Source organism: Bacillus sp. ChL18 (genome assembly GCF_026241425.1).
Lineage (GTDB): Bacteria > Bacillota > Bacilli > Bacillales > Bacillaceae > Bacillus > Bacillus velezensis.
Map to the genome: position 1 here is coordinate 1,127,209 of NZ_JAPHWE010000001.1, position 19,909 is coordinate 1,147,117.

Genomic DNA, 19,909 nt, shown 5'->3' on the forward strand with positions numbered 1-19,909 from the left:
CGGATTAATGAAAGAATCGGGACATGTCACCTTGGCGGAAAGTATTTCCCCGTTGGAAACGGCCTGCCTGCATCAGTTCGTTTTTCAGAAGCTTTCTGAGTTCGTCATCAGACAGATCGTGCTTCATCGGTTTGGCGGTTTTTTCGGATTTTTCTTCCGGTTCGGCAGATGCCTTATCCAGAATTTGTTTGATCCCCGCCATATTGACGCCTTGTTCAATCAGATTTTTGATTTCTAACAGTTTATCTACATCATGGAATGAAAATAATCGTCTATTTCCTTCGCTTCTCGCTGGAAATATCAATCCATTTTCCTCATAATATCGAATTTGCCGGGCAGAAAGTTCTGTTAACTGCATGACAATCCCAATTGGAAATAAAGGCATTGAGCGGCGAATGTTATCACTCATCTCAATTTCCTCCTTTTCTTATCTTAGTCTCATTATAGGTGATGTTATATTTTGTGTCAACACAATGTAAGGAATCTTAACATCAAATTCTTTGAAAATTGCAAACGGCCTAGATCAGCTCTTTTTCCATTAAAGCATTTACGGCGCTGCAAATCGCATTTTTCACGTGCGCGTAGGTTAATCCTCCTTGGACATACGCCACATAAGGCGGTCTGATAGGTCCATCTGCTGATAATTCAATGCTTGCTCCCTGTACGAAAGTGCCCGCTGCCATAATGACATCGTCTTCATATCCCGGCATATAGCTCGGATAAGGCGTCACATGCGCATTAATCGGTGAAGCATATTGTATCGCCTGGCAAAAAGCGATCATCTTATCAGGGTCCTGAAACTCAACTGATTGAATCAGATCCGTTCTCGGCGCATTCCAAGCAGGGTTTGACGTAAAGCCGAGCTTTTCAAGAAAACGGGCGGTAAATACCGCTCCCTTCAAGCTTTGCGCCACTACATGCGGAGCGAGAAAGAAACCTTGATACATTTCCTGCAGCGAATAAAGCGAAGCCCCGGCTTCACTTCCGATTCCCGGGGAGGTCATCCGGTAAGAGCAGGCCTCAATCCACTTGGCTTTCCCTACAAGATAACCGCCCGTTTTAGCAAGGCCGCCGCCCGGGTTTTTAATCAGGGAGCCGGCCATAAGATCCGCTCCGACGTGGCAGGGTTCCCGCTCTTCTGCAAATTCTCCGTAGCAATTGTCCACAAAAACAATGACATCTTCTTTGATTTCCTTTACGAAACGAATCATCTCTTCAATTTCATTTATTCTGAAAGACGGACGATTCGCATATCCTTTTGAACGCTGGATGCCGATCACTTTTGTATTCGGCCGGATTGCAGCCCGGACCGCTTCAAAGTCCACTCTGCCTTCTGATGTTAAATCGACTGCATTGTATCCGATTTGAAATTCCTTTAGCGAGCCTGAATACTCCCCGCCTCTTACTCCGACGATTTCCTCGAGTGTATCGTAAGGCTTGCCTGTTATATAAAGCAATTCGTCCCCGGGTCTCAGCACACCGAAGAGCGCGATTGAAATCGCATGCGTTCCGGAAATGATTTGCGGCCGCACGAGTCCCGCCTCTCCTCCGAACACATCAGCATAGATCTTCTCCAGTGTATCTCGTCCGATATCATCATAACCGTATCCGGTTGAAGGCGTAAAATGCGTGTCGCTTACTTTATGTTTTCTGTAGCTTTGCAGGACTCTCCATTCATTCCGTTCACTGATTTCTTCTATTCTTTTATGAACGGCGGAGATTTCCGCTTCTGTTTCTTCGGCGGTTTTTTGTAAAAGAGCGCCGTGGGTCAGTGTGTCAAACATGTTGTGTATACCTTCCTTACATGAATTTCTTCAGTTCTCCGAGTATGCTTTGTTCTTCCTGTACATAACCTGAGACTTCGTAGCGTTCATTTTCTTCATTAAAATAAAGGCTGTCGATCATGGTCTCTGATTTGATGCGCGACATCAATTTGCCTTCGGCGGCAGGCACATGAACTTCATACGGCGTCATCAGCTCCCGGCGCAAATAAGCTTCGATTTCCGCTTTTAGTTTTGCTTCATCCCCGGCGATTCTGGCGCTGATCATGATGTGGCCTTCTCCCGCTGTCGGGATGAAGTCAGGAAGTGTCTCATCACGTTTGTTATAAGCGGTCAGCACCGGAATATCATCTGCCTCAAGCTCTTTTAACAGACCGAGGACCGTCTGTTCATGTCCGGCATAATCTTCATTGGATGAATCAATGACATGAATGATCAAGTCTGCTTCCTTCACTTCCTCAAGCGTTGAGCGGAAAGCGGCAATCAGCGTCGTCGGCAGATCCTGAATGAAGCCGACCGTATCAGACAAAAGGACACTGTAGCCGCTTGGGAGCGCCATCTTTCTCGTCATCGGATCAAGTGTTGCAAACAGCAGGTCTTCTTCATAGCTGTCTGAGCTCGTTAATTGATTGAACCATGTTGATTTTCCGGCATTGGTATACCCGACGAGTGCAGCCTGAAGCACGCCGTTCTTTTTTCGTCTCTCCCGATAACGGCTTCTGTGGCGGATAACCGTTGAAAGCTGCACGTTAATTTCGTGTATGCGGTTTCTAATGTGGCGCCGGTCTGTTTCAAGCTTTGTCTCACCGGGCCCTCTCGTCCCGATTCCGCCGCCTTGTCTTGAGAGATTGATTCCTTGTCCGCTCAGACGCGGCAGCGCGTATTGAAGCTGGGCCAATTCGATCTGAAGCTTTCCTTCTCTCGTCTTCGCCCTTTTTGCGAAAATATCCAAAATAAGCTGCGTGCGGTCGATGATCTTCGCTTCAATTGCAGTGGCGAGTGATTTAAGCTGGCTCGGTGACAGTTCATCATTAAAAATGACCAGATCCGCTTCAAGCTCTTCACACAGCGCCTTCAGCTCGTCTACTTTCCCCTTGCCTATATATGTAGCGGCATCCGCTCTGTTCCGTTTTTGCGTAATCCGGGTCAGCACCGTTCCGTCAGCCGTTTTTGTCAATGAAGCAAGCTCTTCCATGGAATGTTCAAAGTGCTCATCTGTCATGTGCGGAAGCTGGCAGCCGACCAAAATGACCGTTTCTTTTTTTCCTTCCTGTTCGTTCAAATGGATGTTCCTTTCTGTGTCGTATTGGGCAGTAGTACTATCATACCAAACCCGCAGGGCGTATACCACACATCCGGCGGGTTTTAAAGAGAGAAATAAAAAATAGACCCCTCAGACCGGCTGAGAGGTCTATTCGTGAGCTGCCGCCTCATCTTTTATAAGTAAATCCTGGCTCTTGATCGTCATTAAATCGTTTTTTAAGTATTGGTCTCCCATTAAAAGTCTCATAGCCTGAGCGCGGATCGATTTTTCAATCACGTTTCTGACAAAGCGCCCGTTGCTGAATTTAATGGGGCTTGTCGTGCTTTTCACTGTCATTAAATAATCTTTTAACTTCCACTCGGCTTCCTGGCTTAATTGATACTCCCGCTCTGCTATCATGCGCTTTGCGATGTCCATCAGCTGAGTGACAGAGTAATCCGGAAAGTCGATGCTGATAGGGAAACGCGATTGCAGACCGGGATTTAATGACAGGAAATGTGTCATTTCTCTGGAGTACCCTGCCAGGATCAGAATAAATTCATGCTGTTTGTCTTCCATATGCTTGACAAGCGTATCAATCGCCTCTTTACCGAAATCCTTTTCTCCGCCCCTTGCAAGTGAGTATGCTTCATCAATGAATAAAATGCCCCCGAGCGATTTTTTAATCAGATCTCTCGTTTTTTGCGCCGTGTGTCCGATGTATTCACCGACCAGATCGGCACGTTCCGCTTCGATCAGATGTCCTTTGGAAAGCACGTTCATTTCGAAGAAAAGTTTGCCGATCAGTCTCGCGACGGTGGTTTTCCCGGTGCCGGGGTTCCCTTTGAACATCATATGAAGAGCTTGTTTTCCGACTTTCAGCCCTTGTTCGGCCCGTTTTTGGTTGACGAATATCCACGCGTAAATTTCTTTAATATTGCGTTTCATTTCTTCCATACCCACTAATGTGTTCATTTCTTTTTCAATTTCTTTCAGAATGCTGTGTTTGGCTTCATTTTTTTGCAGGGCGGCCTGATATTCCGCCTCAGCTTCTGCATTTGTCAGCACTTGCTTTTGGCCATTAAGAATGATGTTAATTTGTCCGTTATTTTTATAGGTTACAGCGCGCTCCAACATGCTCACCTCTCTGTTCTCTCTTTATCTTACTCATGATGAAGCGGTTCCGTGACATCCGCCTATCATCATGAGACCCGTTTTCCTCTTTATCTGTCACTTTTTCCGTTCTCTTCGGGAATAATGTTGAATCCTGCGCTTTCCCAAGAAATATTTTTCATTTCTTATTGTATTCAACAGAAACGGGAGGACAAACCATTTATTTTTATTTTCCGGGAAATGTTGGGTGTATTTCTCATTTTTTTCATGAATGACAGCCGTACAAGCACCTTTTGAATATCATCATATGCTGTAATGAGGTGATGGAGAATGGTTAAAATTTTTATAGACCCCGGTCATGGCGGAACTGATTCTGGTGCAACCGGAAACGGACTTCAGGAAAAAGCGGTCACGCTGGAGATCGCGCTGGCTTTGCGCACGATTCTGACGAATGAGTATGAAGGAGTTTCTGTCACGATGAGCAGGACAAGCGATAAGACGGTCAGCCTGACGGAAAGAACGGATGCCGCCAACAGCTGGGGCGCAGATTATTTTTTATCCATTCATATTAACTCAGGAGGCGGAACCGGATTCGAAAGCTATATTTACCCCGGTGTCGGAGCGCCGACCTCGACTTACCAATCAGCCGTCCACACGCAAGTGATTCAAGCATCAGGTTTTAATGACCGAGGAAAAAAAACAGCCAACTTCCATGTGCTGCGGGAGACAAGTATGCCGGCGATTTTGACGGAGAATGGTTTTGTTGATACGTCAGCTGATGCAAACAAACTGAAAACAGCCAGTTTTATTAAAAGCCTTGCAAGAGGACATGCCAAGGGCTTGGAGCAAGCTTTCGGTCTAAAAAAAAAGGCTGACTTATATAAAGTGCAAATCGGTGCATTCAAAGTGAAAGCAAATGCTGATGCGCTTGCCGCCGATGCGGAGTCTAAAGGTTTTGACGCGATTGTGCTTCCAAAAGGCGGCTTATTTAAAGTGCAGATCGGTGCATTCTCTTCCAGAGATTATGCTGAAGCGTTGGCAGCGCGGGCCGAAAAAGCCGGATTTGATGCCTTCATTGTGCAAGACTAAATGAAAAAACCCCTGCTTTCCCTTTTTTGGGACGAACAGGGGTTTTTTGTTATTGAAGTATATCGGCGACAAACTTAGACCAAGCTTCAAGACGCTGATACACATTTTCCTCTTTCAGTTCGCTCAGTTTCATCCAGCGCCCGGCGATTTGATCTTTTTCTTTCACTTCGACTTGTGCCGCAGACGCTAACTGGAGCGCAGAAAGGATGCCGATATGCACCTTCCCTACATCGTTTTCATCATCATTGATCAGGCCGAGTGTGACAATGTTTTGTTTGTCCTCCTCGCGAATGTACAGTTCTTCCGCCAGCTCCCGGTCGGTATTCTGTTTCAGCACTTCCGAAAATGAAGCCGCCCCTTCCATAGGGTTCATGTGTCCGCCGAAGCCGAGAGAAAGCTTATTATGGAGGCGCGATTCCCCTCCGCCCGCAAGCCGTTCATACACAAACACCTCATCATCGCGGCGGATGACGACATACGGAATCGGCTGTTTAAATCGCGGGTCCTCTTCCGCGTCGCCTCTTCTGATTTCAAAAAAATGTGCCTCAATTTGAGCCATAATTTTTACGATATGTTCATCCTCGCTGTTGACTCCCTGAAATGTCAGCATTTCGTTTTGAAAAACGTCACTCCGCGGTGCAGCCAAGATGATTTCATCCATTTTATTCATGCCCGTTCCTCCTGTCTTGCCTCTCCACTCAAGCCAAAAGAGCAGATATTATATCTGCTCTTCTTCTTGGCCAAAGTAAAAATCTTCGTCCTTAATCGGTTCTACCGTCGCCTTTTTGTAGCCGTTCCCTTTCATGGAGAAGAAATCATGTGATTTTGTTTTGGTGTTTAATCCGTTTAATACGATCGGATTAATATCCTCTTCTTCAAAGTAAGGATCGAACCCTAAGTTCATCAAAGCTTTATTGGCGTTATAGCGGATGAATTTCTTTACATCGTGTGAGAGTCCGACTTGATCGTACAAGTCCTCTGTATATTCAAGCTCATTTTCATATAACTGATTCAGAAGGTCAATCGCAAATTCACGAAGCTCTGCTTTTTTCTCTTCTGTCTGTTTATTATAAATTTCCTGAGCAAGGAGACCAACATACACCCCGTGAATCGCTTCGTCACGAAGGATCAGGTTAATGATCTCACCGCTTTGCATCAGTTTTCCTTGTCCGTAGAAATATAACGGATAATAGAAACCGCTGTAGAAAAGGAAGCTTTCCAGATAGACGGAAGCAACCATCGCTTTGAACAGTGAAATTTCATCATCTTTTTGAATGGCTTTGTAAAGCCCGACAATCATTTGCGCTTTTTTCTGCAAATATTTATTTTGTTTAACCCATTCAAATACTTCATTAATCGTTTCAGTCGGAGCAAGCGTCATAAAAATATTTGAATATGATTTTGCGTGCACCGCGTTTTCCATCATCGCCATGAAATTAAGAACCGCTTTTCGCTGATGGCCTTCGACGTGCTCGGCCACAATCGGCATGCCCGTGTTCCCCTGCTCTGTATCAAGCAGTGTCAGGCCGGCGAGCACCTTCATGTACGTATCCTGCTCATTTTTACCCAAATACTTCCAAGTGAGAAGATCGCCGTTTAATGCGATCTCTTCCGGAAGCCAAAACTGCTTTACATTTTGGTTGTAAAACATTTGGGTGAAATCATCTTCATGCTTTGACCAGTTTGCTGCGTCATAAATTTTTGTCACTGTAAACTCTCCTTTAATCAAACGACACAAGAAAGACAGCTGTCCTGCCCGGTATCTTTCGTTCTTGCATAGTAAATGGTTTTGATGCCTCTATGGTGGGCATACAGATCAATACGGTTCAGATCACGAGTTGTCATCGTATCTTTCAAAAACAGGGTAAAGCTGATTCCCTGATCGATATGCTGCTGGATTGTCGCGATCATATCCACCACTTTGAACATGTCCATATCATAAGCTTCTTTGTAGAAGAACCAGTTATTAGACGCTAACCCCGGCATCGGGTAATACGTTTTTGAATTTCCGTATGTTCTTTCTTCGATCCGTTCCATGATCGGCATAACGGACGCCGTGCTGGATTGGACGTAGGAAATGGAGCCTGTCGGCGCGATGCACAGTCTGTAGCTGTGGTACATGCCGTTTTCAGCGACAAACGCCTTCAGCTCTTTCCAGTCTTCGATTGTCGGAATGTGCATGCCTTCAAAGAGCGCAGCGATTTTTTCGTATGCCGGCGAGAACTCTTTTTCGATGTATTTATTGAAATATTCTCCCGTTGCATAAGTGGAGCCTTCATAATGCTCAAACGTTTCGCCTTTTTCTTTCGCAAGCTCAGCTGAACGCTGAATGGAATAAAAGTTCACCATCATAAAGAACGTATTCGCGAAATCTCTTGCTTCCGGGCTTTCATACGCGATGCCGTTTTGGGCCAGGTAACCGTGAAGGTTCATAGCGCCTAAACCGATGGACTTCATCGCTTTGTTCGCGCGTCTGACTGCCGGCGCGTTGCGGATATCCGTCGTCTCAGATACATGAGTCAGGGAATCCGTCGCGAGTTTCACCGTGCGCTCAATCGATTTATGTTTCATGACATTCAGTATATTTAATGAACCAAGGTTGCAGGAAATGTCCAAGCCGATTTCGTCTTCCTCGTCATAATCTGTGTAAGCCGAAACCTGTGACGCCTGAAGCACTTCAGAGCAAAGGTTCGAGAATTTCACTTTTGATACGTGGTTATTCGCGTGCTCTTTGTTTACGTTATCCTGGAACATAATGTACGGATAACCTGACTCAGAACGGAGAACGGCAAGCTTTTCAAGCAGTTTGCGCGCATTCACTTTTTCTTTTTTGACACGCGGGTTGTCGACAAGCTCCTCATACATCGCCGTCATGTCCATTTCGTCCATATGCTGGCCGTATTCTTTATAAATCGTATGCGGATAGAATACATAAGCCGCTTTATCCTCACGTGCAAGCTCAACGAACTTATCCGGAATGACGACACCGATAGAAAGCGTTTTGACGCGCACATCTTCATCCGCAGAAATCTTTTTCGTATCGAGAAAATCATTGATATCGCGGTGGAAAATATTTAAATACGCCGCGCCTGAGCCTTGTCTTTGGCCCATTTGGTCAGCGTAACGGAACGCATTATCAAGAAGCTTCATGACGCCTACAACACCTTTTGTGGCGTTTTCAACATCTTTAATCGCTTCACCTTTCGCGCGAAGCTTGGACAGATTAAGAGAAACCCCGCCGCCCAATTTAGACAGCTGCATGGAAATATCGATCGCCCGTGAAATATCGTTTAAGGAATCGTTGACTTCGAGCAAGAAGCAGCTCACCAGTTCTCCGCGGCGTTTTCTGCCGGCATTCAAAAATGTCGGTGTACTCGGCTGATATTCCTGATTGATCATCAGGTTTACATATTCTTTTGCTTTCTCAGTGTCGCCGTTTGCGAAGAACAGCGCAACGATTGAGATTCGGTCCTCATAACGCTCGAGGATTCTTTTCTTGTCATTCGTTTTCAAAGCATAGTCATTATAAAATTTAAACGCACTCATGAAGGAAGGAAAACGAAACTTCTTTGCGTAAGCTGTCTTAAACACTTCTTTAATGTCTTCAAAAGAGTAAAGGCTTAAGAATTCCTCTTCGTAGTATTGGTTTTCAATCAAATAATCCAGCTTCTCTTTTAAATCGTGAAAGTAAACTGTGTTTTGATTGATATAGTCAACAAAATAGCTATGTACAGCCTCTTTATCTTTATCAAACTGGAATTTTCCATCTTGTTGGATCATGATTTCGTTATTTAACTGGATCCATTTTGGCACTTGATTTTGTGACAACTCTTTCTACCTCCTGAGTAAACAATTCAACGTCTTTAGATGTGCCGCTGAGTTCAAATTTGTGCAAGATCGGCACCTGATATTGTCTTGAAATGGTATCGGCGCTTTTTGCAAAGTTATCGCCCCATACTTTGTTGCCGCTCGCAGCGACTCCTAATAAGAGATGGGCGTATTTTTCGAGAAATGATTGTGTTGATGCCGGTACCTGACCGAAGTTTGTCGTGTAGGTGACCAAAACAAACGGAGTGTCCACGTGGTCCGTTTCGTCCACCTTGCGGATCAGCTGGAAGTCTGTTTTATTCACAAAACGCTGAACATTCCCTGTCTTTGAATCAAATATGATTTGAACCATCCTTATCACGACCTATCAAAAATAATGAATCTCTTAACACTATATATAGTATACTAACCTCTCAGAAAAACACAACATATTGAGATCGATTTATAAAAAATTCATATTTTTGAAAGAGCGGACTTTGGCTCTGGTCCGATTAACGCCCAAAAAAGAGAGCAGAACGAGAATCATCTCTCATCCTACTCAAGGTGTCATGTGTAAGCCGATGTCTATCATAACATGAAAAAAAACTGCTTAGTAGTCTAGACTTTTATTCTTATTTTTTGTAAGAATCACATTTTTTTTCGCTTTCAACGGTTTCTTCAATCTCCACATCAGCACCGATTTCTTTCAGTACGGCTTTCAGAGCGCTTGTGATGGAAGCCTCTCTGATCAGTTCTTTGCCGTCAACGATGATGCTGGTTCCATATTCATAGCAGGAATCATCTTCACAAGTTTCTTCCCAATGGTTGATTATCACCTTGTGTTTCAATCGTCTCACCCTCTGCATGATCAATGTCAGTACTTAGTGTAGCTTGTGCGGCCCGCTTTGTAAATTCGAACGCTTGTGAAATTTATTCAAGCTCATCCAGCGCCGTTTCTTTTTTCAGTTCGATTTTATTCGTTTTTTCATCATAGCGGTATATTTTTAAGTAACCGTCCTCAACGATGCCGAAACGATTATGTTCCAGCTGCACCATGCCTTCTGTCTGCGGTTCGGTATCCGTTGAACCGCCGTCATCATCCGTCACCACCGTCTCATGATTGCTGCAAGCTCCAAACAGCAAAAAAACAGCGATCCAAACGAGCGTAATCCTGATTCTTCTCAGTTCATTTTCACTTTCGAACACGATTTTCCGAACCCCCTTTTATGTTTCCGATATACAGCCTGCAATATACAGATGCGCATAGAAAAAGACCATTGTTCATGGTCTTTTTCAAAAAGTCTATTCAAGCTCAAGCTGGACGTTTTTTTGCGGGGCGAACGTGGAGATGGCATGTTTATAAATAAGCTGCTGCTTCCCCTCCGTTTCGAGCAAAACGGTAAAGTTGTCAAAGCCTTTTACCTGGCCGCGAAGCTGGAAGCCGTTGAGTAAAAACACCGTGACGAACGTATTGTCTTTTCGGATTTGATTCAAAAACTGATCTTGAATATTAATCGGTTTCATGTTTCGTCCTCCTTGGTTCTCAATACAATACTGTTTCGATTAAATTTCCAGTTTTCCTGCTATGCACTCGAAAATTTCCTTTTTTTTCTGCTCAATATCAACAGGCGGCGTCATATCTGTCCATGAAACGGGCATTTTATTGCGAAACCAGGTCAGCTGGCGTTTCGCATATCGCCTAGAATTTTGTTTTAATTGCTCCACAGCCTGAGGGAGCGGCACTTTTCCATCAAGATATTCATACAGCTCTTTATAACCGATCGCCTGAATCGATTGGCTGTCCCGGATATTCATATCATACAGCCGCTTTACTTCGTCAAGAAGGCCGGTTTCCAGCATCAGGTCAACGCGCTCATTAATCCGGCCGTACAGCACTTCTCTGTCCATTGTAAGACCGATAAGAACCGCATTGTAAAGCAGCTCCCGTTTTTGAGTTTTAAGATGCTCTGACATTGTTTTTCCCGATACATGCAGAATTTCGAGCGCGCGGATGACTCTTCGCGTATTGTTTTGATGAATGGCTGCCGCCGCTTCCGGGTCGGCTGCCGCAAGCTTGGCATGAAGCGCTTCCGCTCCTTCTTCAGCCGCCAGTTTCTCCATGCGCTCCCGGAATACAGGGTCGCCGGAGTTTTCCGTGAACGTATAGTCATACAGCACGGACTGAATGTACAGACCCGTCCCCCCGACAATCATCGGCAGCTTTCCTCTATCGGCAATCTCGGTGATTTTTCCCCTTACCATTTTCTGATAATCCGCCGTTGAAAAAGTGTCGGACGGCTCCAAAATATCAATCAGGTGATGCGGCACGCCTTCTGTCTCTTCTTCGGTGACTTTGGCCGTTCCGATGTCCATCCCTTTATATACCTGCATGGAATCTCCGCTGATGATTTCCGCATTCAGCATTTTCGCGAGTCCGATGCTTAGTTTTGTTTTTCCGACTGCCGTCGGTCCGACGAGTATGACGACAGGCTGTTTTTTATTTTTCAATATGTATCACTCTCTTTTATAAATCTCCCCCTAATTATAGCATTCATTTCTTCAGGCACCTATCCATTTTCCCCTTTTTCCTGAGCGCTAAACGTCCACTACCACCCGATCGGCTCGTTTCCGACAACCTCTCTCGTTTTTCCTTTGAGTGTATGGCGGTGCGTTTTCCGTCCTTCCTCCCGCGGATCGTAAACGACGCCTCCGTGCTGGATCTGAATCGGCTCATTGTAGGCGGCAAAGGTGGTCTCTGAAAGCTCATGGTAATGTGTTCCGTCAACCCTCGGGATGGCAGGGCCGGAAATGCCGTAATACCTATGAAAATGGCCGTTTTCAAACGAGGTGATGCCCGTATAGAAATGTGTATGCTCATCTGTATTGCTGCCATTCTCCGGCTGCGAAAAGCCTTCAATCAAATGGTAATGCCCCTGCACTACATCCGTAACCGCCCGGTATGCGTGTGTGTGCGGAGGTTTTTTTGACCAATCGGACTGATACAGGCCCACAAAAGCTCACTCCTTTATTTTTTTGATAAACGCCCAATCAAAAATTGGTGGGCTGAATACTCTGTTATCATCTCAAATTTATTCTTGGAGGTACCTTAATTATGAATGAAGAATACACATACGCAGTAGATAGTGAAATGAGACAGTTTGGGCGTCCTGGCTTTGGGTTCGGACGTCCCGGATTTGGGTTTGGACGGCCGGGATTCGGATTTGGATTCGGACGGCCGGGTTTTGGATTTGGCCGGCCTTGGTTTGGTTATGGATTCGGACGGCCGTTTGGTTTTTACGGCGGACCGTTTTTCGGAGGGCTTGTCGGGGGGCTTGTCGGAAGCGCTTTATTCAATCCGTACTTGTACGGAGGTTACGGTTACGGCTACGGCTATCCGTATTACTATTGACGAATCAAAAAGGCTCCTCCCCGGGGGCCTTTTTGTATAGGCCGAATGTCTTGACTTAGCGGGCAAAGTTCGGATATTATTTTATTTTACTGCCTTAAACAAAAGGCATAAGGATTATGATGAGAGGGGGATTTGATATGATTCTGGGTTATATCTTCCTCACAATTGCTATTTTATCAGAGTCAATCGGCGCGGCCATGCTGAAGGTCTCCCGCGGATTTACGCGGTTTTTGCCGAGCGCGCTTGTAGTGGCAGGCTATTCATTGGCCTTTTATATGCTTTCACTGACACTGAATCTCATTCCGCTCAGCTTATCCTATGCAACATGGAGCGGAGCCGGAACGGTGCTCGCATCCATTATCGGAGCGAAATGGTTTCATGAAAAACTGGACAAGCAGGCCGTCATCGGACTCTTTTTCTTATTGGCCGGTGTCATTTTGATGAATTGGTAGAAAGGAGAGGCATACTGATGAAAGGATTACTTTGCTTGGCATTAGCCATTGTATCAGAAGTGTTCGGGAGCACGATGCTGAAGCTGTCGGACGGTTTTACGCACCTGTGGCCCGCTCTCGGCGTCATTGCCGGAATCGGAGCCTCTTTTATGTTTTTGAGCTTCTCATTGAAAAGCCTTGATTTATCCGCCGCATACGCGACATGGTCAGGTGTCGGCACCGCTTTAACGGCAATTGTCGGCTTTTTTGTTTTTAAGGAGGCCATGACAGTCAAAATGATGATCGGGCTTGTTTTGGTCATCACGGGCGTCATCCTGCTGAACCGTTCCAAGTCTCAAAAAGCTAAAAAAAATCAAACGGCCCGGAGCTGACCGTTTGAACTCGTCAAGCGCGGACAGCTTTTACTTCAACCTCAAGCTCCATCTCCACGTTTCCTTGGACCGCTCGTGAAATCATACACGAGGACTCCGCTTTCTGCGCTAACTTCCTGGCGAGCGTAAAGTCCGTTTCGGCTGCATCCGGCTTTAATAATATAAACGGACGGTGAATGATTTTCTGGTACGTGAACACACCGTTCGTGACGTCTACAATTCCTTCAGATTCCATATGTAGATCTTCTTTATCCAGGCCGCTTCTTTCCATCATCGCCGCAAGCGTTATAATATAACAGGTCGCGGCCGCTCCAAGCAGCATTTCATCAGGATTTGTGCCTTCTCCGGGTCCGTCCATTTCCTTAGGAATGGACACAGCCGTTTCCAGCCGGCCGCTTTTAATATCGCCGACGTCATTGCGATTTCCGGGCCAATTTGCTTTTAAATAAAAGTGATGTTTTGCCAAGGGACAAACCTCCTTTTTTTCAGTTTACTCATCTTTCACTCGTTTGTCTTTTTTTAAGCTCACGAATACTCTTGATTGATCACTCTTTTTATCGTACGGACAAACCGGTAAAATTCCTCCGTTTTTGTGAATTCCCTTTCGCGATAATCAAAATTATCAAAAAACGCTTCCCGCTGTTCTCTGCTGATCTCAAGCTGTATGCTCAGCCCGGTTTGCGCCTGGTTATTGATATTTTCGGTGTTAACCCCGGCCAGACCGGTTTTTGAGGTTGCCAATTCTGCAGAAAATCCGTTTCGTTCGAGAGCTCTCACCAATTTTTTCGCCCGCTTCCGATCGCTTCCTCCGACAAGAGTATTTTTCTCGTCGCCTTTATAACCGTGCACTGCGATAACATAATGGTGCTGCTTAATGCTTTCGACTGCTGAAGGCTCATCGAACTTGGTGCTCGTAATATGAAGAGTCTGGTTATCATGCGGTTTTAATCCCTCAAACAGATAGGTTGAAAAATCATCGCTGAAAGAGCGGACGATCTCGCTCACCCCGCCCTCAATTCTCCCTCCGTGCGGCGACATGATCAATACGGGGCTCCCCTTTCGCTTATTGTACGATATATGATAATCATCGGGGTCTTCATGTTCAGCCAGATCTTTAAAATCTGTGTATGTATCAGAAGAATTCGAGGGGTCAGGATCTGACGCATAATGAGCACATCTTATTAGTAAGACCATTGCTACGATAATGATGACATTAAGTAAAATTCTTTTCATCAGCTCTCCTTCTTTGCTCCTTTCTGAAAAATGACATGTTCATTATATGGATTTTTGTCAATAGGTCTTATCTTAACATTCTATTAACATTATCATCAGTGAAAAACTTCCCGGTTTCGAAAAATCAATGGATTGTCACGGTTCAAGCGCTCAAATGCCGGGCATCAGTGAAAAAAGGTTGAGAGAGGGCAAAAAAAAAGGGAGGAACGCCCGAATTTTCAGGGGCGGGAGATTCACGGCCGGAAACGGACGGCATCAAGAATACGCTTTTAAAAATGAATATCCGCCTCCCGAAGCAAATGCACAGGACAGAATGGAGCCCGTCAAAAAAGTTCTCATCTGCTTTTTTGTACAGCAAAATGCCGTTACAGCCCGCTCATCCCCTTTTTTTATAATAATGGTCCGTTTTGAAATGGAGCCGTCTTTTTTCATATATATAATATCAATCGGAAGCTGTTTTTCCAAGGAATGTCTCAATATTATGTTCATGTATATACCTCCTTCCGCCGGCTTCATTATAAACGAACAAACGTTCCGTTTCAAATCGATTTCTTCTCCTGAAAAAGCCGCAAGTAACCAGCGCTCCTGAAGGACAAACAAACTGACCGAACATACGGCCTGTTCATATGGTATAGAGAGAATCGCCAGAATGGGAGGAAAAGTATATATGTTTGGTTACTCAATGGTACAAATGGTGCGGTCAAATGCTCATAAGCTGGACTGGCCGCTCAGAGAAAACGTCTTACAGTTATATAAACCTTTCAAATGGACACCTTGCTTTTTGCACAATTTTTTCGAAAAAAAGGTGAAAAACAGAAAGAAAATGTCAGTCATCATTGAATTTGAAGAGGGCTGCCATGAATCCGGTTTTCACAGCACAGGACAGGTCTTATCAAAAGAAAAACGCTGCACCATAAAAAAGCAGTTTCAAACAATCAATTGCTGCAGCGCCGAAGTCACTCCGTCCGCCCTTCACATGCTTCTTTCGCAATGCCGGGATATCCGTAAAATCTATTTAAACCGTGAAGTAAAAGCGCTCCTTGATACGGCAGCTGAATCGTCTCATGCAAAAGAAGTGACCCGTAACGGCACCGTATTAACAGGAAAAGGCGTAACCGTCGCCGTTATTGATACCGGAATCTATCAGCATCCCGATTTAGAAGGCAGAGTTATCGGATTTGCGGACTTCGTCAACCAAAAGACAGAACCGTATGACGACAACGGGCACGGCACCCATTGCGCCGGTGATATTGCAAGCAGCGGCGCTTCATCTTCCGGTAAATATCAGGGGCCGGCACCGGAAGCCGATCTGATCGGAGTCAAGGTTTTAAACAAATCAGGATCAGGAACCTTGGCTGATATCATTGAAGGTGTGGAATGGTGCATACAATATAATAAAGAACACACGAAGAATCCGATCAGAATCATCAGCATGTCACTGGGCGGAGATGCGCTCAGATATGATAAAGAAACGGACGACCCGCTCGTGAAGGCCGTTGAAGAGGCATGGAATGAAGGAATCGTCGTCTGCGTCGCCGCGGGCAACTCCGGTCCGGAAGCTCAAACGATTTCAAGCCCCGGTGTCAGCGAGAAGGTCATCACGGTAGGCGCCTATGATGACAATAATACAGCCGGCAATGAGGACGATACGGTCGCTTCATTCTCAAGCCGCGGCCCGACGGTGTACGGAAAAGAGAAGCCTGACATTCTTGCACCCGGGGTCGATATCGTATCTCTCCGTTCTCCGCGTTCATACCTTGACAAATTACAGAAATCAAATCGTGTAGGCTCCTTGTATTTCAGTCTGTCGGGCACGTCCATGGCCACTCCGATCTGTGCTGGCATTGCCGCCTTAATCCTTCAGCAAAACCCGCAGCTTTCGCCTGACGAAGTGAAAACATTGATCAAACAAAGTCCGGATCAATGGACAAATGAAAATCCGAACATTTACGGAGCGGGCGCAGTAAACGCTGAAAACGCCGTGCCGAAAGAGTAACCTTTTTATCATGAGAACGGGGTCGTCTGCACCTGCAGATGACTCCGTTTTTCAGGTGAACAGATGAAACATTTATAATGAAGGAACTCGGAATGCTTCAGAACCGGCTGTCAGAAAAAAAGATCAATGCAAGGCAGTGTATTTCTAAAAAAATAGGGAATAAGTATGGTGTAGATAAAAGGAGGAATCACAATGGCACTTACAAACACCGAATTGTCTGAATGGCTGCAAAAACAGATCGGACAAACGCTTGATATCAGAAAAGGAGAGCTGACAGACAGCCGAAACGAGATTTCTGATATGGACCAGATCATGCTTCACCTTGATGATGTTCTCGTCCGCCGGACAAACCATCCCGATGACTATGTAGCAGACGAAGAGCTCGTCTTAAAAGGGCACGGCACAATCTATACGGAGGAAGGAAATGTCCCGCTTCCTCAAGATGCGTATGAAATCCCTCTGCTCGGCGATATTACCATCCAAAAGGAGCAAGACGGATTAAAGGTACATACAGATCGGGCCGTTTATACAATCGGGACCCGGAAAGAGCAACAAAAAGAAAAAACGCCCTGAACCAGCGGCGTTTTTTTATTGGTTTTTTTCTTCAGAATATCCGTGGAACATCGTGAATGCGCAAAGCATAATGCCTAAAATAATGATAATCGGAAGCCAGATCACGGCAAACTTATAATCCGGTTCGGCAAAAGCGCCGATGACCGCCCCAAAGCAATACAGCACCAAGGCAAGCGCGCGCAAAACAGCATCTCTCGTAAACTGCTTCCGCTTGTCCGCTTTGTAAAACCTTGCGGTGAGATCTTCAAAAAAATTAGCGAGCGTTCCCGTTAATACGGTCGTGGAAATCCCCGCTACACCAAGTTTTCTCGCGGCTGTCGTCTGCATTCCCATTGCGAAGCTGAGCAGCATAATCAGCACATAAACAGAAATGGCATCTGCAAAAAAGCAGGAGAACAAAGCAAACAGCAGCAAAACAGCTCCTTCAATAGCAAAAGCGGCAGTTACCGCAGAGGGCCAGAATGATTTCTTTTTATTGCCCACAAGCAGGGCCGCGGCAATAACGCCGGCAATAAATCCGATTAACGAGGTTAACGATTTGAGTACGGCAAGGTGCCATGAGTTGCCGATCGCCAGGCCGAACAGAACGATGTTCCCCGTCATATTGGCGGTAAAGATATGTCCCAGGCTTAAATAACCGATCACATCCACAATTCCCGCTGTTAAACAAAGAAGTAAAAGTGCAATATTTCGGTATGTAGTCACTGTCAATGTGATCCAATCCTTTCTCATGCTGATTCCAACATATAAGTTTACTCTTTGCCATTTCATATGTCCAGCCGGCGTGCCGCTTTTTCAGAGCATAAAAAAACTCCGGCGAACCGGAGAAGCTACTGAACGATAAATAGTACTCTCGTGCCGTCGGAGTATCCGCTCATTTGATTTCCAACCCATGAACCGGCCCCGCGGTTATCCGACGGGGTTACATATCTGATATCAGCCCCCGCCCCGCCTTCTGTGCAGACTGCCATGGGCCATTCATCACGGTCAAACCCGGGCTTTGTCGGAATTCCTTTCAATGATTCTTTCCTTCTATTCTCCGCTCCGCCCCGATCAATTGTACAAATCTCAGAATGACCTGCCGAAATGGCGTCTTTTATATGATTTCCCGTCTCCGGATATTTTGACAGCGGGAAATACAGCACCTGATCGTATCGGGATGCGGCACGAGCAGCACTGTCCGAATGGATGCCGGCGCCCGTAAGACCGAACTGAAGAGAGATCACCAAAAGCAGACTTGCCGCCCATTTCATAAACGCATTCATTCACATCCTCCTTAAGAAGTTGATATGAAGCGTAAATATGTATATTAGCCGGATTTAACACACATGATGAAATGGAAAAAAAAGTTTGCTGTTTTGTTGATAATCAACGAAAATGGCGGCTTTACGATTTGTCTATTGAACCGGCTTCTGTTTCCTTATATATTTTAGACATACTTATGAGCCGTTGTGATCAGTGTCTTCGGCAGATAAAAGGAGGAATGCCGTCCGGTCGGCAGGCACCGGCTGTTTGTTATGTCTTTTCAAAAACATGAAGGCGGGGAAATCCAGATGGAAAAAACAATGTTTCACCCACACTCACCCGAGTTTCACGAAAACCCTTTTGCGGTTTTAAGCAGATTCAGAGAGCAGGACCCCATACATAAATTCGAACTGCAGCGTTTCGGAGGCACCTTTCCGGCTTGGCTCATCACGCGTTATGATGATTGTATGGCGTTTTTAAAAGACGGCAGAATTACGAGAGATGTAAAACGGGTCATGCCGAAGGAGCTGATCGCGAAGCTGAATGTCAGTGAAGATATCGATTTTGTCTCAGAGCATATGCTGGCAAAAGACCCCCCGGATCATTCACGTCTTCGATCTTTGGTGCATCAGGGGTTCACTCCCCGGATGATTGAGCAGCTTCGCACCGGGATAGAGCAGATCACAGAAGAGCTGCTGGATGAAATGGAAACAAAAGCAGACCCTGATATCATGAGAGATTTCGCCGCACCGCTTCCGTTTATCGTCATTTCCGAGCTGCTCGGAATTCCGAAAGAGGACCGCGCCAAATTTCAAGTGTGGACAAACGCAATGGTCGACACGTCAGAAAGCGGACAAGATGCGACCAACCAGGCTCTCAAAGAATTTAAACAATATATGAAAACACTGATCGAAGAAAAAAGAAAACATCCGGGTGAAGACTTGACGAGCAAGCTTATTTACGCTGAAGAGGACGGCCAAAAGCTGAGTGAATCAGAGCTGTATTCCATGCTGTTTTTGTTAGTCGTTGCCGGGCTTGAAACAACGGTTAACCTTCTTGGCTCCGGCACCCTGGCGCTTCTTCTGCACAAAGACCAGATGGAGAAGATAAAGCGGCAGCCCGAAGATATCCAGACGGCGGTCGAAGAGCTTTTGCGTTATACCTCTCCCGTCATCATGATGGCGAATCGATGGGCGATTGAAGATTTCACTTATAAAGATGTTTCTATTAAAAAAGGTGATATGATATTTATCGGCATCGGTTCAGCCAATCGGGACCCGGAATATTTTGATGATCCTGATACATTAAATATAGCGAGAACACCGAACCGTCATATTTCTTTTGGATTCGGCATTCATTTTTGTCTCGGGGCTCCGCTCGCCCGGATGGAAGCATCCATTGCCTTTACCGCGCTTTTAAAACGGTTTCCGAATATAGAGCTGAAAGGCGCGCCCGAGGATGTAACATGGAGAAAAAATGTGTTTTTGAGAGGGCTTGAAACATTGCCTGTCAGATTTTAATATCGCCCCCCCTTGTTTATCGGGGGTTTTTTTAATGTCTTATAAACGGAAATCAATATGACATTGAAGATTTAGTA

At 45.5% G+C, this 19,909-nt stretch carries 25 protein-coding genes; 7 read left to right on the forward strand and 18 right to left on the reverse strand.

The window, feature by feature from the left end; translation table 11 throughout:
- Positions 1-4 precede the first annotated feature (4 nt).
- From glnR to spoVK, 4 genes are all read right to left on the reverse strand, one after another.
- Entirely contained in the window at positions 5-409 is a 405-nt protein-coding gene (gene glnR, locus OQ477_RS05615) for a transcriptional repressor GlnR (protein ID WP_007611631.1), read from the reverse strand.
- A 109-nt stretch (positions 410-518) separates the two neighbouring features.
- A complete protein-coding gene (locus OQ477_RS05620) occupies positions 519-1,784 on the reverse strand; it encodes an aminotransferase class I/II-fold pyridoxal phosphate-dependent enzyme (RefSeq protein ID WP_007410367.1) in 1,266 nt (421 codons plus the stop codon).
- A 16-nt stretch (positions 1,785-1,800) separates the two neighbouring features.
- Positions 1,801-3,063, reverse strand: a complete 1,263-nt coding sequence (hflX, locus tag OQ477_RS05625) for a GTPase HflX (RefSeq protein WP_015239904.1) — start codon at positions 3,061-3,063, stop codon at positions 1,801-1,803.
- A 129-nt stretch (positions 3,064-3,192) separates the two neighbouring features.
- The gene (spoVK, locus tag OQ477_RS05630) at positions 3,193-4,161 is read right to left on the reverse strand and encodes a stage V sporulation protein K (RefSeq protein WP_015417523.1); all 969 of its coding nucleotides are present in this window, start codon (positions 4,159-4,161) and stop codon (positions 3,193-3,195) included.
- A 306-nt stretch (positions 4,162-4,467) separates the two neighbouring features.
- Here spoVK and OQ477_RS05635 point away from each other — a divergent pair, with 306 nt between their 5' ends.
- Entirely contained in the window at positions 4,468-5,226 is a 759-nt protein-coding gene (locus tag OQ477_RS05635; RefSeq protein ID WP_265971689.1) for an N-acetylmuramoyl-L-alanine amidase, read from the forward strand.
- A gap of 49 nt (positions 5,227-5,275) precedes the next feature.
- Here the strand turns inward: OQ477_RS05635 and OQ477_RS05640 are convergent, their stop codons facing one another.
- The 9 genes from OQ477_RS05640 to OQ477_RS05680 form a co-directional block, all read right to left on the reverse strand.
- Positions 5,276-5,896 carry a hypothetical protein gene (locus OQ477_RS05640; RefSeq protein ID WP_265971691.1) on the reverse strand — a complete coding sequence of 207 codons (621 nt, stop codon included), beginning with the start codon at positions 5,894-5,896 and terminating at the stop codon, positions 5,276-5,278.
- 48 nt (positions 5,897-5,944) lie between these two features.
- Complete coding sequence (gene nrdF / locus OQ477_RS05645) at positions 5,945-6,934, reverse strand: class 1b ribonucleoside-diphosphate reductase subunit beta (protein WP_130570972.1); 990 nt, start codon at positions 6,932-6,934, stop codon at positions 5,945-5,947.
- A gap of 17 nt (positions 6,935-6,951) precedes the next feature.
- Positions 6,952-9,054, reverse strand: a complete 2,103-nt coding sequence (gene nrdE / locus OQ477_RS05650; RefSeq protein ID WP_007611605.1) for a class 1b ribonucleoside-diphosphate reductase subunit alpha — start codon at positions 9,052-9,054, stop codon at positions 6,952-6,954.
- Positions 9,014-9,406: a class Ib ribonucleoside-diphosphate reductase assembly flavoprotein NrdI gene (gene nrdI, locus OQ477_RS05655; RefSeq protein ID WP_003154061.1), complete on the reverse strand. Its 393-nt coding sequence runs from the start codon at positions 9,404-9,406 to the stop codon at positions 9,014-9,016. The genes nrdE and nrdI overlap by 41 nt, the downstream gene beginning before the upstream one ends.
- A gap of 259 nt (positions 9,407-9,665) precedes the next feature.
- Complete coding sequence (locus OQ477_RS05660) at positions 9,666-9,881, reverse strand: hypothetical protein (protein ID WP_003154062.1); 216 nt, start codon at positions 9,879-9,881, stop codon at positions 9,666-9,668.
- Between the two features lie 82 nt (positions 9,882-9,963).
- Positions 9,964-10,239 (reverse strand): YmzC family protein, encoded by a 276-nt coding sequence (locus tag OQ477_RS05665; RefSeq protein WP_007611597.1) that lies wholly within the window; start codon positions 10,237-10,239, stop codon positions 9,964-9,966.
- A 96-nt stretch (positions 10,240-10,335) separates the two neighbouring features.
- On the reverse strand, positions 10,336-10,557 hold the full coding sequence (gene hfq, locus OQ477_RS05670) for an RNA chaperone Hfq (RefSeq protein WP_003154064.1): 222 nt from the start codon (positions 10,555-10,557) through the stop codon (positions 10,336-10,338).
- A 39-nt stretch (positions 10,558-10,596) separates the two neighbouring features.
- On the reverse strand, positions 10,597-11,541 hold the full coding sequence (miaA, locus tag OQ477_RS05675; RefSeq protein WP_007410375.1) for a tRNA (adenosine(37)-N6)-dimethylallyltransferase MiaA: 945 nt from the start codon (positions 11,539-11,541) through the stop codon (positions 10,597-10,599).
- Between the two features lie 98 nt (positions 11,542-11,639).
- A complete protein-coding gene (locus tag OQ477_RS05680) occupies positions 11,640-12,044 on the reverse strand; it encodes a YmaF family protein (RefSeq protein ID WP_014417831.1) in 405 nt (134 codons plus the stop codon).
- A gap of 101 nt (positions 12,045-12,145) precedes the next feature.
- On the opposite strand from OQ477_RS05680, the gene OQ477_RS05685 reads away from it, so the two are divergent.
- From OQ477_RS05685 to OQ477_RS05695, 3 genes are all read left to right on the forward strand, one after another.
- The gene (locus tag OQ477_RS05685) at positions 12,146-12,442 is read left to right on the forward strand and encodes a hypothetical protein (RefSeq protein ID WP_265971698.1); all 297 of its coding nucleotides are present in this window, start codon (positions 12,146-12,148) and stop codon (positions 12,440-12,442) included.
- A 137-nt stretch (positions 12,443-12,579) separates the two neighbouring features.
- Complete coding sequence (locus tag OQ477_RS05690) at positions 12,580-12,894, forward strand: DMT family transporter (RefSeq protein WP_007410378.1); 315 nt, start codon at positions 12,580-12,582, stop codon at positions 12,892-12,894.
- 17 nt (positions 12,895-12,911) lie between these two features.
- Positions 12,912-13,265: a DMT family transporter gene (locus OQ477_RS05695; RefSeq protein ID WP_007410379.1), complete on the forward strand. Its 354-nt coding sequence runs from the start codon at positions 12,912-12,914 to the stop codon at positions 13,263-13,265.
- Positions 13,266-13,278: 13 nt separating this feature from the next.
- On the opposite strand, the gene OQ477_RS05700 is transcribed toward OQ477_RS05695, so the two are convergent.
- From OQ477_RS05700 to OQ477_RS05710, 3 genes are all read right to left on the reverse strand, one after another.
- A complete protein-coding gene (locus OQ477_RS05700) occupies positions 13,279-13,731 on the reverse strand; it encodes an OsmC family protein (RefSeq protein WP_061581357.1) in 453 nt (150 codons plus the stop codon).
- 59 nt (positions 13,732-13,790) lie between these two features.
- Positions 13,791-14,498 carry a poly-gamma-glutamate hydrolase family protein gene (locus OQ477_RS05705; RefSeq protein WP_007611586.1) on the reverse strand — a complete coding sequence of 236 codons (708 nt, stop codon included), beginning with the start codon at positions 14,496-14,498 and terminating at the stop codon, positions 13,791-13,793.
- Between the two features lie 255 nt (positions 14,499-14,753).
- Positions 14,754-14,987 carry a hypothetical protein gene (locus OQ477_RS05710; RefSeq protein ID WP_061581358.1) on the reverse strand — a complete coding sequence of 78 codons (234 nt, stop codon included), beginning with the start codon at positions 14,985-14,987 and terminating at the stop codon, positions 14,754-14,756.
- A gap of 178 nt (positions 14,988-15,165) precedes the next feature.
- Between OQ477_RS05710 and OQ477_RS05715 the strand changes: the two genes are divergently transcribed.
- Together OQ477_RS05715 and OQ477_RS05720 are read left to right on the forward strand one after the other, a co-directional pair.
- The gene (locus tag OQ477_RS05715) at positions 15,166-16,494 is read left to right on the forward strand and encodes a S8 family peptidase (protein ID WP_265971700.1); all 1,329 of its coding nucleotides are present in this window, start codon (positions 15,166-15,168) and stop codon (positions 16,492-16,494) included.
- A gap of 192 nt (positions 16,495-16,686) precedes the next feature.
- Entirely contained in the window at positions 16,687-17,067 is a 381-nt protein-coding gene (locus OQ477_RS05720; protein WP_265971701.1) for a hypothetical protein, read from the forward strand.
- 15 nt (positions 17,068-17,082) lie between these two features.
- On the opposite strand, the gene OQ477_RS05725 is transcribed toward OQ477_RS05720, so the two are convergent.
- Together OQ477_RS05725 and OQ477_RS05730 are read right to left on the reverse strand one after the other, a co-directional pair.
- The gene (locus OQ477_RS05725) at positions 17,083-17,838 is read right to left on the reverse strand and encodes a YoaK family protein (protein WP_265971703.1); all 756 of its coding nucleotides are present in this window, start codon (positions 17,836-17,838) and stop codon (positions 17,083-17,085) included.
- Between the two features lie 59 nt (positions 17,839-17,897).
- Positions 17,898-18,332, reverse strand: coding sequence for a NucA/NucB deoxyribonuclease domain-containing protein (locus OQ477_RS05730; RefSeq protein WP_007611576.1), 435 nt, complete (start codon positions 18,330-18,332; stop codon positions 17,898-17,900).
- Positions 18,333-18,620: 288 nt separating this feature from the next.
- Here OQ477_RS05730 and OQ477_RS05735 point away from each other — a divergent pair, with 288 nt between their 5' ends.
- Positions 18,621-19,832, forward strand: coding sequence for a cytochrome P450 family protein (locus OQ477_RS05735; RefSeq protein WP_038460738.1), 1,212 nt, complete (start codon positions 18,621-18,623; stop codon positions 19,830-19,832).
- Positions 19,833-19,909 lie beyond the last annotated feature (77 nt).